Source organism: Pseudomonas sp. NPDC088444 (genome assembly GCF_044900175.1).
Lineage (GTDB): Bacteria > Pseudomonadota > Gammaproteobacteria > Pseudomonadales > Pseudomonadaceae > Aquipseudomonas.
Genome location: NZ_JBJDNK010000007.1, coordinates 334,267 through 348,624, shown reverse-complemented (window position 1 = coordinate 348,624; position 14,358 = coordinate 334,267). Strand labels below are relative to the sequence as shown.

The window sequence follows — 14,358 nt, the reverse complement described above, 5'->3', positions numbered from 1 at the left end:
CTCAAGTCACTTAAAAACTCACCGTCGCCGACAACCGCGCAGTACGGGGCGCGCCGAGGAACAGGTAGTCGTCGCCCAGGTATTCGCCGACATCACGCCAGTAACGTTTGTCGAACAAGTTATCGACCGTCAGCCGGAACACGGTGTCGTAACCGTCGATTTTGGTGCTGTAGCGACTGCCCGCGTTGAACACCGTGTAATCGTCGACCTTCACCGAGCCCTCGCGGTTGGCGTATTTGCTGGCGCTGTATTGCATGCCGCCCATCAGCGCCAGACCCGGAATCGGCAGACTGTAGTCCGCTGACAGACTGCCCCGGTATTTGGGCACGTTGATCGCCTGATGATCTTCGTACGCCGCCGTGCCGCTGTTCTCCACCCGCGCCTTGATCGCTGCGACGCTGGCGGCGATTTGCAGTTGCGAGGTCAGCCAGCCGTTGGCGCTTAGCTCCAGCCCGGTGTTCTTTTGCTGGCCCTGTTGAACGAAAGTCAGGCTGCCGTCGTCATTGGGTTTCGAATACTGATAGGCCTGACGGGTCTGGAACAGCGCAGCGGTGAAGCTCATGCGGCGCCAGTCGTACTTGACCCCGGCTTCCAGTTGGCGAGAAATCGTTGGCGCAAGGATTTCACCCACGTTGGTGTCGAACACCGATGCCGTACCGCCCAGTGACAGGCCTTTGCTGTAGCTGGTGTACAGGGAAACATTGTCCACCGGCTTGTAGATCAACGCGCCTTGCGGCAAGAAGATCGAGCGCTGGGTGTGGCGATTGTCACTGCCGTCTTCGTTGTAGGCCTTCTCGTCGAGGCGAACCTGTCGCCCGCCGATCACGGTCTGCCAATGCTCGTTGAAGCTGATGCGATCAGTGGCGAACAGCCCATACTGGCGGCTGTCCAGACGTCGCTCGGTGTGCCCTACCGGCAAGTCGGACGGTGCAAAGGTTTCAGGCGTTTGATTGATGTTTCCCGAGCCCACGTACTCGCTGAAATACGGGCGAGTATCCACAGTGCGGCGGAACGCGCTGGTGCCGAACGTCAGTTCATGTTTCAGCCAGCCGGTGTTGAACAGCCCTGTCATCGCGGCTTCGATTTCATCGTTGCGCCGCGTGTCGTCAGGGCTACGGAAATCGTAGATATCGTAACCACCGTCGGTGTTGAAATGGCCGGTCACCGGCGTTGCCGGGCAATCGGTCTGGTAATAGCAGCCATAGGCGAAGGCGCTGTAGTCGTCGATCACCACACGGCTGCGCGAGGCGCTGAGGCTGGCTTTCCAGTCGTCACTGAATCGGTATTCATAACGGCCGTTCATGTTCAACGAGTCGATGCCCACCGGATTCGACCAGCTCTGATAACCCAGCAGCTTGCGCGGTGACGCATCGTGAGGCAGCTCGGTGCCGCCGATCAATTGGTACCCCGGCACCGAGCGCTGCTCCTTGGTCTGGTACTCGACATCCAGTTGCAAGGTGGACTGGTCGTTGATGTTCCAGTCGAAGGCCAGGGAGGCGAAGTCCCGCTGCCCATCGGCATGCTCGACGTAAGAGCGGATGTCTTCGTGGGCGACGTTGGCGCGCAGGCCGACCTGCTTTTCGCTGCCGAACCAGCCGCCCACATCGGTGGCGATGTAACGCTCGCCGTGCTCATTGGTGGAGATCGTCACCGAGCGGACATCTTCCGGGCGCTTGGTCTTGTAGTTGACCACGCCCGCCGGCTCTGAAACGCCGCTTTGCAGGCCAGACAGCCCCTTTAGCAGCTCGACCTGCTCCTTGTTCTCCAGTGCCACGTTCTGCTCGCCGGTGATGCTGCGGCCGTTGATGCGATAGCTGTTGGCGGCATTGAGCGAAAAACCACGCACCACGAAGTTCTCGTAGTAGCCCACCGGGGCGTAGCTGTCCCCCACCGAGGCGTCGTTGCGCAGCACATCGCCGAGCAGCTTCGCCTGCTGATCCTTCAAACGCGCCTCAGTGAACACGGAAATGGACGCGGGCGTGTCACGCAGTGGTTTTTCGCCGAAACCACCCACCGATGCGCTGTCCGCCTGATACACCGACAACTCCTCGCCCGACACTTTCACTGCGTCCAGCGTCAGCGGCTCGGCTTCTTGCGCGGCCAGCCATGGCGAAGCAAAGGCAAGGCTCAGCGGCAGCAGGCGGCTGAAGCCTGCGGCAGATCGGTGCGAGGTGGTCATCGACGGTGAAGCTCCAGAGGGGATTTCGTGGGCGCACTTTTTACGTTCTGTACCGATTTTTTACAACTGCGCTACGCCCTCTTTAAACGTATGAAAAGGCTCGAAACTTAGTCATCCGCTCATCTACACTCGGGCATACATCCCGTCAGCACTTCCTTTTTTCCCATAAACAAGAAGAAGGCCCCCATGACTTCGTCTTTGCTGCTCGCCGTACTCGCCTCCGGTTTTATCTACGCCATCTCGCCCGGACCGGGCGTGCTGGCTGTGTTCGGCATCGGCGCGTCCAAAGGCCGTCGCGCAGGGGCGGCGTTTCTCAGTGGGCATCTGTTGGGGGACGTGATCTGGTGCAGTACCGCGCTGGCCGCGATCATCGGTGCGAAGGTGATCGGCACCACAGCGTTCGACGTGCTGGGCATCATCAGTGGCCTGTTTTTGTTCTGGCTGGGTTGGCGCGCGATCCGCGCCAAACGCAGCAGCGAAGGCGAACCCAAAGCCTCAGGTCGCCACCCGTTCTGGCACGGCATCATGTTCGGCCTGACCAATCCCAAGGCGTACCCGGTGGCCGTGGCGACCTTCACCGCGCTGCTTTCCAGCCGGGCCGATCTACTGAACTGGTCGATGCTGCCGCTGTTGATTCTGATCAGCACGCTGGGCGGGATCGTGGCCTACGGGATCATCGTTGGCGTGGTCGGCGCGCGGCAGGTGCGTGCGGTGTACCAACGCCATGAGCTCACCATCACGCGCTTGTGTGGGGTGATGTTCATTGGTTTTGCGATCAATGCGTTGATGCACGCGGTGCCGAGCCTGTTGCCGCGCAGGCCCTGACCCGGAACTACCCTGTGGGAGCCGCCTTGGTGCGGGCGGCGTTCCGACGAAGGCGGTTGGCCAGGCAACATAGAATCTCCCACAGGTTGGCGGCCTCAGCGTTTGAGGCTTTCCAGCAACACCCGGTTGAACTGTTGCGGGTCCTGAATCTGTGGCGCATGGCCCAGCCCCGCGAACTCGATCAAGGTGGCCTGTGGAATGCGTTCGGCGACCGCCTTGCCTAGCTCCGGGTAATTGCCCAATGTTTTGCGCAGTTCTTCAGGCGCGGCGTCCTTGGCGATGGCGGTGTTGTCCTTCTGCCCGATGAACAGCACGGTCGGCATCTTCAGCTTTTCGAAATCGTAGAACACCGGCTGATTGAAGATCATCCCGTAGGTCTGCGCCGAGGCCCGGGCCACTTCTTCCTTGCCCTTGCCGTTGAACATCCCCGCCTGCATGTCGACCCAATGATCGAATTCCGGGCGCCATTCGTTGGCGTAGTAGGTCGACTGCTGGTATTTGCGGATGCTTTCAGCGCTGGTCTTCAGCTCGCGGGCGTACCAGTCGTCAAAGCTGCGATCTGGCACACCCTTGGCCTTCCAGTCCTCAAGACCGATGGGGTTGACCAGCATCAGTTGATCGACCTGGTCCGGGTACATCAGGGCAAACCGGGTCGCCAGCATGCCGCCCATGGAATGCCCGACCACCGTAACGTGATCGATGCCCAGGCTCGTCAGCAACGCTTTGGTGTTCTGCGCCAGTTGCTCAAAGGAATACTGATAATCCGCAGGTTTGCTGGAGCGGCAGAAACCGATCTGGTCCGGCGCCACCACACGATACCCCGCGGCGGTCAGAGCCTTGATGCTGCCCTCCCACGTCGCACCGCAGAAGTTCTTGCCGTGCAGCATCACCACGCTGCGGCCATTGGGGGTGCCGGTCGGCTTGATGTCCATGTAACCCATCTGCACCTGTTTGCCCTGGGATTCAAAACTGAAGTTCTGCGCCGTAAACGGGTACTGGAACCCCTCCAGTTGCGGCCCGTAGGACGGCGTTTGTGCCGCCATCAGCGGCAGGCTGACGCCCATCAGCAACGCGGGTAGCCATTTGGTCATGAAAACGCTCCAGACAGAGTGGGAATCAAGAGCAGACCTGAGCCGCTCTCGGAAAAATCCCTCGAATGGAGTCCTATCGAGCCGTCATTTTCAATGTTGCCGCGATTAACGGTGCATGCACGGGTACAATAGGCGCCTTTCCCTTCTGTAACGGCTTTTCTCATGACTGACCCCATTCGTCTTTCCAAACGCCTGATCGAGCTTGTCGGTTGTTCCCGCCGCGAAGCCGAACTGTTCATCGAGGGCGGCTGGGTCACTGTGGATGGCGTTGTCATCGACGAGCCGCAATTCAAGGTCGATAGCCAGGTCGTCGCCCTGAGCCCTGAGGCCAAGGCCGACAAACCGGAGCCGGTGACGCTGCTGCTCAACGTGCCAGCCGGTATGTCCCCTGAAAAAGCCCTGAGCCTGATCACGCCTGCCACCCTCTCGGCAGAGCACAGCGTCGGCAAACGCCCCCTCAAGGGCCATTTTCTGCGCCAGGAAGCCATTTCCACGCTGCAAGCCAATGCCAGCGGCCTGATGGTGTTCAGCCAAGACTGGAAAATCCTGCGCAAGCTCACCGACGACCGCAGCAAGATCGAGCAGGAATATGTGGTCGAAATCGACGGCGAAATGGCGCCCCATGGCCTCAATCGCCTGAACCACGGCCTGATGTACAAAGGCAAGGAACTGCCGAAGGTCAAAGCCAGTTGGCAGAACGAGACCCGCCTGCGCTTCGCCATGAAGAATCCGCAGCCCGGAATCATCGCCCAGCTTTGCGAAGCGGTTGGCCTGAAGGTCGTGTCCATTCGCCGGATTCGCGTCGGTGGCGTGTCCATCGGCAAAGTGCCCGAAGGCCAGTGGCGCTACCTGACTGAAAAAGAAAAGTTTTAACCCCCGTTTTTCAGCGCGGCGCGAGATGTCGCGCGTGCTCATACCGATCAGGACACATGCATCATGATGAACAACGACGTACTGCGCAGCATTCGCTACACGCTGAATATCAGCGATGGCAAGTTGGCGGACATCATCAAACTCGGCGGCCTTGACGTGACCAAGGCCCAAGTGATCGCCCTCACCAAAAAAGAGGAAGAAGAAGGCTTCGAGCCGTGCAGCGATGAAGTGCTGGCGTATTTCCTCGACGGTCTGGTGTTCTTCAAACGCGGCAAGGACGAGAGCCGCCCGCCATTACCCATCGAACTGCCGATGACCAACAACATCATCCTCAAGAAACTGCGCGTCGCCTTCGAACTCAAGGAAGAAGACATGCTCGCCGTGCTTCAGGCGTCCGACTTTCCGATTTCCAAACCTGAACTGAGCGCCCTGTTCCGCAAGCCAGGCCATAACAACTACCGTCCGTGCGGCGAGCAGTTGCTGCGCAATTTCCTGCGCGGCCTGACGTTGCGCGTTCGCGGTTGAGCGCGATTGCCCCTCCAATGAATCAGCCTTACAGCGTCTCGCCCATCGGTTTCGTCCGCTCCTGTTTCAAGGAAAAGTTTGCCATCCCGCGCCAGCCGCAACTGGCGCCCGCCGCGCGGGGCGTGCTGGAACTGGTGGCGCCCTTCGATCAGGGCGACGCGGTGCAGGGGCTGGAGCAGGTCAGCCATGTCTGGCTGTTGTTCCTGTTCCACGAAGCGCTGGAAGACAAACCGCGCCTGAAAGTGCGTCCTCCCCGTCTGGGCGGCAACCAGTCCATGGGGGTGTTCGCCACCCGCGCGACCCACCGCCCCAATGGCATCGGCCAGTCGGTGGTGAAGCTGGAGAAAGTCGAAGCAGGCCGTCTGTGGCTATCGGGTATCGATTTACTGGACGGCACGCCCGTGCTGGACGTCAAGCCCTACGTGCCCTACGCGGACATCATTCCCGAAGCGCGCAACAGCATGGCCGCCGCTGCGCCGGAGTTGATTCCGGTGTCGTGGGATGACAGCGCGCTGGGGCAGGCTCACGAGCACGCATTACGCTTGAGTGAGCCTCTGGTCGAACTGATCGAACAGTGCCTGGCCCAGGACCCGCGCCCTGCCTACCAGCAACCGACGCCTGAGCGCCGTTACGGGGCGCAGTTCTGGGATCTGGATGTGCGCTGGCATTACCCGCAGCCGGGGCAGATTCGGGTGCTGGAGGTCGTCATGTCAGGCACCGCCCTTTAGGCGGCAGGCCTCACCCCTCGACTGCCGCCCACTGCTTGCTCAGGCGCTTGTCGGAAATCGGCACCTTGGTGCCCAGTTGCTGGCCGAACAGCGACACACGGTACTCCTCCAGCCACCAGCGATACACCACCAGTTCCGCGTCGCGCTTGCCCTCTTGGGCATGTTTGTCGGCGCGGGTCTGGTATTGCGCCCAGAGATTGCCCAGTTCGATGCTCCAGACTCTGTCCTTCTGCACTTGAGCGCCCAGTTTTTCGAGACGCAGCTCGATGGCCTTCAGATAGCGTGGCAGCTCCTTGAGCCAGACCGCCGGGGTTTCGCGGACGAAACCGGGATACACCAGCTTTCCAAGCTGCGCCTTGATGTCGTTCAGCGCCACGGCCTGAGTCAGATCGATCTTGCCCTTGAAGCGCTTTTGCAGGCCGTGCCACAGCTTGAGGATTTCCAGCGTCAGCCGCGCCAGTCGCTCGGCATGCTCGGTCAGGTTGCCGCGCTTGCGTTCGGCCAACGACAGCAAGCCTGCACCATCCCGTGGCAAGGTGGCTTCGCCGTCGAGAATGCAGGTGTCGAGGCTCGCCAGCAGGATGTCTTCGATCAACGCGTCGACCCGGCCCATGTCGCGATACAGCAACGCCAGCTCGGTCTGCCCCGGCAGTTTGCTGCGCAGGAATTTCGCAGGCTCGGCCAGTTGTTGCAGCAACAAACGCTGCAACGCACGACGGTGCTGATACTCGGCTTCGGTCTGGGTCGAGAAGCGCCCCTCCTTGACCGTGCCACCCTCTTCTACCAGCGCCGGATAGACCGTCATCGACAACCCGGCGATCTTCTGCTGAGTCTTCTCTTCTACTTTGGCGAAGCCTTTGGCCTCCACCGGCTGCTGACTTTTCGCCGACTGCGGCACAGCCAACGCGGCCTGTCCGGCCTCGGCAAAACGGGCGGTCAAGGCATCCAGATCACGGCCTTCGCCGAGGAACTTGCCGTTGGCGTCGACCACTTCCAGGTTCATTTTCAGGTGGCTCTCCACCTGCTGTGCGGCCTCGACCCACGCTTCGTCGGTCACCCGTGCACCGGTCATGCGCAGCAATTCGCGGCCCAACGCCTGAGGCAGCGAGCCATCCGCGAAGACCATGCGTTGCAGCGCGGCCTTGACGAAGTCCGGCACTGGCACAAAGTTTTTGCGCAAGGCTTTGGGCAGGTTGCGCACCAGCGCCACACATTTGGTTTCCAGCAAGCCCGGCACCAGCCATTCCAGCCGCTCGGCGGGCAACGACAGCAGCAACGGCGCCGGAACCCGCAAGGTCACGCCGTCGCGGGCGTGATTGGGTTCGAAGTGGTAGCTCAGCGGCAGGGTCAGATCGCCCAGGCGCAGGGTGTCCGGGTACAGGTTGGCGGTGACCTCACTGGCCTCCCGCGCCAGCACGTCCTCCTCGCGCATGATCAGCAGTTGCGGGTTCTTCTGGCTTTCAATCCGATACCAGGCGTCGAAGGTCGCGGTCTGGTGAATCTCGGCGGGCAGGCGCGCCTCATAGAAACCGAACAAGGTTTCTTCGTCGGCCAGAATGTCCCGACGGCGGGCCTTGGCTTCCAGTTCGTCGAGCTGCTCCAGCAATCGGGTGTTGGCGCTCAGGCATTTGGCCCGGGACTGAATCTCTCCCCGCACCAACCCCTCACGAATGAAAAACTCGCGAGAGACCACAGGATCAATCGGGCCGAAATGCACAGGACGCCGCCCGACAATGATCAAACCAAACAGCGTGATCTGCTCGTAGGCCACGACCTGGCCGCGCTTCTTCTCCCAATGGGGTTCGAAGTGGTTTTTCTTGACCAGATGGCTGGCCAGCGGCTCGATCCAGTCCGGCTCGATCTTGGCCACCATGCGCGCGTAGAGCTTGGTGGTTTCCACCAGTTCGGCGGCCATGATCCATTGCGGGCGTTTTCTGCCCAAACCGGAGGACGGGTGCACCCAGAATCGCCGCTGACGGGCGCCGAGGTAATCGCCTTCTTCGGTCTTCTGGCCGATCTGGCTCAACAAGCCAGAGAGCACCGCCTTGTGGAATTTCGGGTAATCCGCCGGCGCCTTGTTGACGTTCAGTTGCAGGTCACGACAGATCAGGCTCAGTTGGCGATGAGAGTCGCGCCACTCACGCAGTCGCAGGTAGTTGAGGAAGTTACGGCGACACCAGTTACGCAGCGGGCTGGCGGTGAGCGCTTGGCGCTGCTCTTCGAAACCGCGCCACAGATTGACCAGCCCGGCAAAGTCCGAGTCCTGATCCTTCCATTGTGCGTGGGCCTGGTCAGCGGCCTGCTGACGCTCAGGCGGACGCTCGCGAGGGTCTTGAATCGACATCGCGCTGGCGACGATCAGCACTTCCTGAAGGCTGCCCTGTTTGGCCGCTTCCAGCAGCATTCGGCCCATGCGCGGGTCCACCGGCAGGCGCGCCAGTTGGCGGCCCAGCGGGGTGAGCTGGTTTTCGCGGTTAACCGCTGACAGCTCTTGCAACAGGTTGAAACCGTCGCTGATCGCCTTGCCATCCGGCGGCTCGATGAAGGGGAAGTCGGTGATCTGGCCCAGCCGCAAATGCAGCATCTGCAAGATGACCGCCGCAAGGTTGGTGCGCAGAATCTCGGGGTCGGTGAATTCCGGGCGCGCGAGGAAATCTTCTTCGCTGTACAAGCGTACGCACAGGCCCGGTTCAACCCGCCCGCAACGGCCCTTGCGCTGGTTGGCGCTGGCTTGGGAAATGGCTTCAATCGGCAGGCGCTGAACCTTGGCGCGGTAGCTGTAGCGACTGATCCGCGCGGTGCCGGTGTCGATCACGTAACGAATGCCGGGGACCGTGAGCGAGGTTTCGGCGACGTTGGTGGCCAACACCACGCGACGGCCGGGATGGGACTGGAAAATCTTCGCCTGTTCGGCAGGCGTGAGGCGCGCATACAGCGGCAGAATCTCGGTGTGGCGCAGTTGCGCCTTGCGCAGCACCTCGGCAGCGTCGCGAATCTCTCGCTCGCCGGGCAGAAACACCAGCACGTCGCCCGGCGATTTGCGTTCGGCCCGTTCGAAAGCGGCCAGTTCGTCCAGCGTCGCCAGAATCGCCTGATCGACGGTCAGGTCATCCTCGACACTGTTGCCCTCTTCGTCCTGCTCGGCGGTCAGCGGGCGATACCAAGTGTCCACCGGGAAGGTCCGGCCCGAGACTTCGATAATGGGTGCCTTGTCGAAATGCTCCGAGAAACGCTCCAGGTCGATGGTCGCCGAGGTGATGATGACTTTCAGGTCCGGGCGACGGGGCAGCAGGGTTTTCAGGTAGCCCAGCAGAAAGTCGATGTTCAGGCTGCGTTCATGGGCCTCGTCGACGATGATCGTGTCGTAACGCTCAAGAAAACGGTCGTGCTGAGTTTCGGCCAACAGAATACCGTCGGTCATCAGCTTGATCAGGGTGTTCTCGTCGCTTTGATCCTCGAAGCGCACCTGATAGCCGACCAGACCGCCCAGTGGCGTGCCAATTTCCTCGGCCACGCGAGCGCCGACGCTGCGTGCAGCGATTCGACGGGGTTGGGTGTGACCGATCAGGCCGTGCTGGCCGCGACCGATTTCCAGACAGATTTTCGGCAACTGCGTGGTCTTGCCCGAACCGGTCTCGCCCGCGATGATCAGCACCTGGTGCTTGAGCAGCGCCGCCTTGATCTCGTCGCGCTTGGCAGCGATGGGCAGGTTTTCGTCATAGCGAATGGTCGGCACGCTCTGTTTGCGTGACGTGACCAGCGCGCACGACGCCTGCACACGCTCGACCCACTGCGCCAGCTTCGCCTCGTCGGGCTTCTTGCGCAGTTCGTGCAACTGGCGACGCAGGCGATGACGATCACTGATCATCGCGTGGTCGAGGTTCTTGAGCAGTTGGTCGATGGAGGGCGATTCGTCGGTCATCAGGGCGCGAAGTCTTTTCTGTCTGAATGCAGGGCGCGGATTGTCGCAGATTTACCCATGATCATGCACAACCTGTGGGAGCCGGCTTGCTGGCGAATACGGTGTGTCATTCAAAGCTGCGGTGCCTGACACCCCGCATTCGCCAGCAAGCTGGCTCCCACAATGATGGTGTCGAATCAAAAATCGCTGATCGACTGCTACAGGGGTCATCGACATCAAATCAAAAACCCCGCACGAGGGCGGGGTCTGGTAAGGGGAAACGCTTATGCCGGTTTCTTCAACGCCAGCTTCTTCAACTCTTCATCGCGCAATTCACGGCGCAGGATCTTGCCTACGTTGGTGGTTGGCAGCGCATCGCGGAATTCCACGCTGCGCGGCACTTTGTACGCCGTGACGTTACCGCGCATGTGTTCCATGACCTGCTCTTTGCTCAGCGTCGCACCGGGCTTGACCACCACGAAAATCTTGATCGCCTCGCCCGACTTCTCGTCCGGCACACCAATGGCCGCGCACTGCAGCACGCCCGGCAGTGTCGCGAGCACGTCTTCCAGTTCGTTCGGGTACACGTTGAAGCCGGACACCAGAATCATGTCCTTCTTGCGGTCGACGATGCGCATGTAACCGTCAGGCTGAATGATCGCGATGTCACCGGTCTTCAACCAGCCTTCAGCGTCGAGCATTTCGTCAGTGGCCTCCTGACGCTGCCAGTAGCCTTTCATGACCTGCGGGCCTTTGACACACAGCTCGCCCACTTCGCCCAGCGGCAGCTCTTCACCCGCGTCGTTGATGGTCTTGCACAGGGTCGACGGCACGGGAATGCCGATGGTGCCCATCTGGATTTTCTGGATCGGGTTGACAGTGGCCACCGGGCTGGTTTCGGTCATGCCGTAGCCTTCGCAGATCGAACAACCGGTGACTTCCTTCCAGCGTTCTGCCGCCGCCTGTTGCAACGCCATGCCGCCTGAGAGGGTGACTTTCAGCGAAGAGAAATCCAGGTTACGGAAGTCGGCGTTGTTGCACAGTGCCACGAACAACGTGTTCAGGCCGACGAAGCCGCTGAACTTCCACTTCGACAGCTCCTTGACCATTGCTGACAGGTCGCGCGGGTTGCTGATCAGGATGTTGTGGTTGCCGATCAGCATCATCGACATGCAGTGAAAGGTGAACGCATAGATGTGGTACAGCGGCAGCGGGGTGATGAGGATTTCCGTGCCTTCGTTGAGGTTCGAGCCCATCAGAGCCTTGCATTGCAGCATGTTGGCGATCAGGTTGCGGTGAGTCAGCATCGCGCCCTTGGCCACGCCGGTGGTGCCGCCGGTGTATTGCAGCACGGCAACGTCGCTGCTTTTAGGCGAAGCGTCGTTGACCGATTTGCCTTGCCCCTGCGCCAGCACGTCGTTGAATTTGACGGCTTTGGGCAGATGAAACGGCGGGACCATTTTCTTCACGTATTTGATGACGCTGTTGACCAGCAGACGCTTGAGCGGCGGCAGCAGGTCGGCGACTTCGGTGACGATGACGTGCTTGACGCCAGTCTTGGGCACGACCTTCTCGGCCAGGTGCGCCATGTTGGCCAGGCACACCAGCGCCTTGGCACCGGAGTCGTTGAATTGGTGTTCCATTTCCCGCGCGGTGTACAGCGGGTTGGTGTTGACCACGATCAGACCGGCGCGGATGGCGCCGAATACGGCAATCGGGTACTGCAATACGTTGGGCAGTTGCACGGCGATGCGATCGCCCGGCTGCAAGTCGGTGTGGTGTTGCAGGTACGCTGCGAATGCTCCCGACAACTGATACAGCTCACCATAGGTGAGTGTCTTGCCCAGGTTGCTGAACGCAGGTTTATTGGCGAAACGCTCGCAGGACTGTTTCAATACGGCCTGGACGTTTGGATACTCGTCCGGATCGATATCGGCAGCGATGCCAGACGGATATTTATCCTTCCAGAAATTTTCGATCATGGAAGCCGACTCCTCAGCGACAGCGTTTCTACACACCGCTCAAAGCGATGATTTCTTGTGATTGGAATGTTTGTAGCAACCGCTTTTTGCTTATCGACAGAACAAAAAGCGGGCCGAGCGTAGCAGCTTTGCCAAGGGGCCACCAGAGGCAAAAGCAGCCCCCACAGTCACAAACATGACTCTTGAATTGTGTTTAGTCATGTTTAGAGCAATGAACCTAAATGTCGAAAAATCCTACGCCCTACCTGACGCCGACGTTCACCTGTGGGAGCGAATTCATTCGCGATTGGGCCGTAGATCCGACACATATTTTTCGGTTGCACCACCGCATCGCGAATGAATTCGCTCCCACAGGGTTCGCTGTCGGGCCGATGATCGGCGTACAAACCTTTCGAACACAAAAAACGGCGTGTTTCTCAACACGCCGTTTTTGTTTATAGCCGTTTCAGGCGATGTCGCGCAGCTCTCGCCGCAGGATCTTGCCTACAGGCGTCATCGGCAACGACTCGCGCAGCACGATGTATTTAGGAATTTTGTAACCGGTGAAGTTCTCCTTGCAGTAGGTCTTCAATTCTTCGGTGGTCAGGCTTGAGTCTCTGGGCACCACAAACAGCTTCACCGCCTCCCCCGAGCGCTCGTCCGGCACACCGATCACCGCGCAATTGGCGACTTTCGGATGACGGGACACGACGTCTTCGATTTCGTTGGGGTACACGTTGAAGCCCGACACGATGATCAGATCTTTCTTACGGTCAACGATGCGAATGAACCCGTCCGGGTCGATCACCGCAATGTCGCCGGTCTTGAGCCAGCCTTCGCTGTCGATGACTTCCGCCGTCGCATCCGGTTTGTGCCAGTAACCCAGCATGATTTGCGGCCCCTTCAGGCACAGCTCGCCGCGCTCGCCCAAAGGCAGTTCGACGCCCTCGTCATCGATCACCTTGGCGGTCGTGCCCGGCACCGGCATGCCGACCGTGCCCAGCTTCGACTTGCCGCCATAGGGGTTGGCCGTGGCGACCGGTGACGTCTCGGTCAGGCCATAACCTTCCACAATGGGGCAACCGGTCAGTTGCAACCAGCGCTCTGCGGTGGCTTTGACCAACGCCGTACCGCCCGAGTTGGTCAGGCGCAGGCTGGAGAAGTCCAGGCTCTTGAAGTCCGGATGATCCATCAGGGCCACGAACAGGGTATTGAGACCAAGCATCGCCGAGAACTTCCACTTTTTGAGTTCTTTGATGAAGCCGCCAATGTCGCGAGGGTTGGTGATTAGCACGTTGTGGTTGCCACTGACCATCATGCACATGCAGTTACAGGTGAACGCATAGATGTGGTACATCGGCAGCGGCGCGATCATGATTTCGCTGCCTTGCTTGAAGATCGGCAACCCGTCCACATCGTGCTGCAACATGCAGGCATAGACCTGTTGCATGTTGGCCACCAGGTTGCCATGGGTCAGCATCGCGCCCTTGGGCGAGCCGGTGGTGCCGCCGGTGTATTGCAGGACCGCGATGTCGTCCAGATCCAGTTGCACCCGCTGCAAGTGATCGCCCTGCCCGATCTTCAACACACTCTTGAACGACACGGCCTGAGGCAAATCGTACTCGGGCACCATCTTCTTGACCTTCTCGACGACGGTGTTGATCAGCCAGCCTTTGGCGGCGGATTGCAAGTCGCCCATCTTCACTTCGATCAGGTACTGAATGTCGGTGTCCGGCAGTACTTCCTGCACGTTCTTGCCGAAGACGTTCAGGTACACCAGCGCCCGGGCGCCGGAATCCTTGAACTGGTGGCGCATTTCCCGCGCGGTATAGAGCGGGTTGGTATTGACCACGATCAGCCCGGCTCGCATGGCGCCGAAGACCGCAATGGGGTATTGGATCAGGTTGGGCATTTGCACCGCGATGCGGTCGCCCGGTTTGAGTTCGGTCTGTTGTTGCAGATACCCGGCGAAGGCCGCCGATTGCCGCTCAAGCTCGGCGTAGGTCAGGGTCACGCCCATGTTGCTGTACGCCGGGCGATCCGCGTACTTCTTGCAATTGCGCTCGAAGACCTCGACCACGGACTGATACGCGTGCAAATCCACTTCAGAGAGGACGCCCGCCGGGCGCTTGTCATTCCAGAAATCAGGTTGCATGTTCTTTTTATCCTCTTACCTGAGAGTGCTGGCCCCGCTGTCGTGCACGGGTGCTTGCGGGACGTTAGCAGCTAACGCGAACAAGGCAAATACACTCGCTGGTGTCATCAATGACGTGAA

At 60.1% G+C, this 14,358-nt stretch carries 9 protein-coding genes; 4 read left to right on the top strand and 5 right to left on the bottom strand.

Features of this window, described 5'->3' with window-relative positions:
• Positions 1-10: 10 nt before the first annotated feature.
• Entirely contained in the window at positions 11-2,179 is a 2,169-nt protein-coding gene (locus ACI2KB_RS16365) for a TonB-dependent siderophore receptor (protein WP_404636221.1), read from the bottom strand.
• A 186-nt stretch (positions 2,180-2,365) separates the two neighbouring features.
• Here ACI2KB_RS16365 and ACI2KB_RS16360 point away from each other — a divergent pair, with 186 nt between their 5' ends.
• Positions 2,366-3,004: a LysE family translocator gene (locus tag ACI2KB_RS16360; RefSeq protein ID WP_404636220.1), complete on the top strand. Its 639-nt coding sequence runs from the start codon at positions 2,366-2,368 to the stop codon at positions 3,002-3,004.
• 95 nt (positions 3,005-3,099) lie between these two features.
• On the opposite strand, the gene ACI2KB_RS16355 is transcribed toward ACI2KB_RS16360, so the two are convergent.
• Complete coding sequence (locus ACI2KB_RS16355) at positions 3,100-4,095, bottom strand: alpha/beta fold hydrolase (protein ID WP_404636219.1); 996 nt, start codon at positions 4,093-4,095, stop codon at positions 3,100-3,102.
• A gap of 162 nt (positions 4,096-4,257) precedes the next feature.
• Here ACI2KB_RS16355 and ACI2KB_RS16350 point away from each other — a divergent pair, with 162 nt between their 5' ends.
• From ACI2KB_RS16350 to tsaA, 3 genes are all read left to right on the top strand, one after another.
• Positions 4,258-4,968, top strand: a complete 711-nt coding sequence (locus ACI2KB_RS16350; protein WP_404636218.1) for an rRNA pseudouridine synthase — start codon at positions 4,258-4,260, stop codon at positions 4,966-4,968.
• Between the two features lie 63 nt (positions 4,969-5,031).
• Positions 5,032-5,493 (top strand): DUF1456 family protein, encoded by a 462-nt coding sequence (locus tag ACI2KB_RS16345; protein WP_404636217.1) that lies wholly within the window; start codon positions 5,032-5,034, stop codon positions 5,491-5,493.
• A 17-nt stretch (positions 5,494-5,510) separates the two neighbouring features.
• A complete protein-coding gene (gene tsaA / locus ACI2KB_RS16340) occupies positions 5,511-6,221 on the top strand; it encodes a tRNA (N6-threonylcarbamoyladenosine(37)-N6)-methyltransferase TrmO (RefSeq protein WP_404636216.1) in 711 nt (236 codons plus the stop codon).
• A gap of 10 nt (positions 6,222-6,231) precedes the next feature.
• Here tsaA and hrpA read toward each other — a convergent pair whose 3' ends face one another.
• The 3 genes from hrpA to fadD2 all read right to left on the bottom strand — a co-directional run bounded on the left by hrpA (position 6,232) and on the right by fadD2 (position 14,238).
• Positions 6,232-10,143, bottom strand: a complete 3,912-nt coding sequence (hrpA, locus tag ACI2KB_RS16335; protein ID WP_404636215.1) for an ATP-dependent RNA helicase HrpA — start codon at positions 10,141-10,143, stop codon at positions 6,232-6,234.
• 263 nt (positions 10,144-10,406) lie between these two features.
• Positions 10,407-12,104 carry a long-chain-fatty-acid--CoA ligase FadD1 gene (fadD1, locus tag ACI2KB_RS16330; RefSeq protein ID WP_404636214.1) on the bottom strand — a complete coding sequence of 566 codons (1,698 nt, stop codon included), beginning with the start codon at positions 12,102-12,104 and terminating at the stop codon, positions 10,407-10,409.
• A 445-nt stretch (positions 12,105-12,549) separates the two neighbouring features.
• The gene (fadD2, locus tag ACI2KB_RS16325) at positions 12,550-14,238 is read right to left on the bottom strand and encodes a long-chain-fatty-acid--CoA ligase FadD2 (protein WP_404636213.1); all 1,689 of its coding nucleotides are present in this window, start codon (positions 14,236-14,238) and stop codon (positions 12,550-12,552) included.
• Positions 14,239-14,358 lie beyond the last annotated feature (120 nt).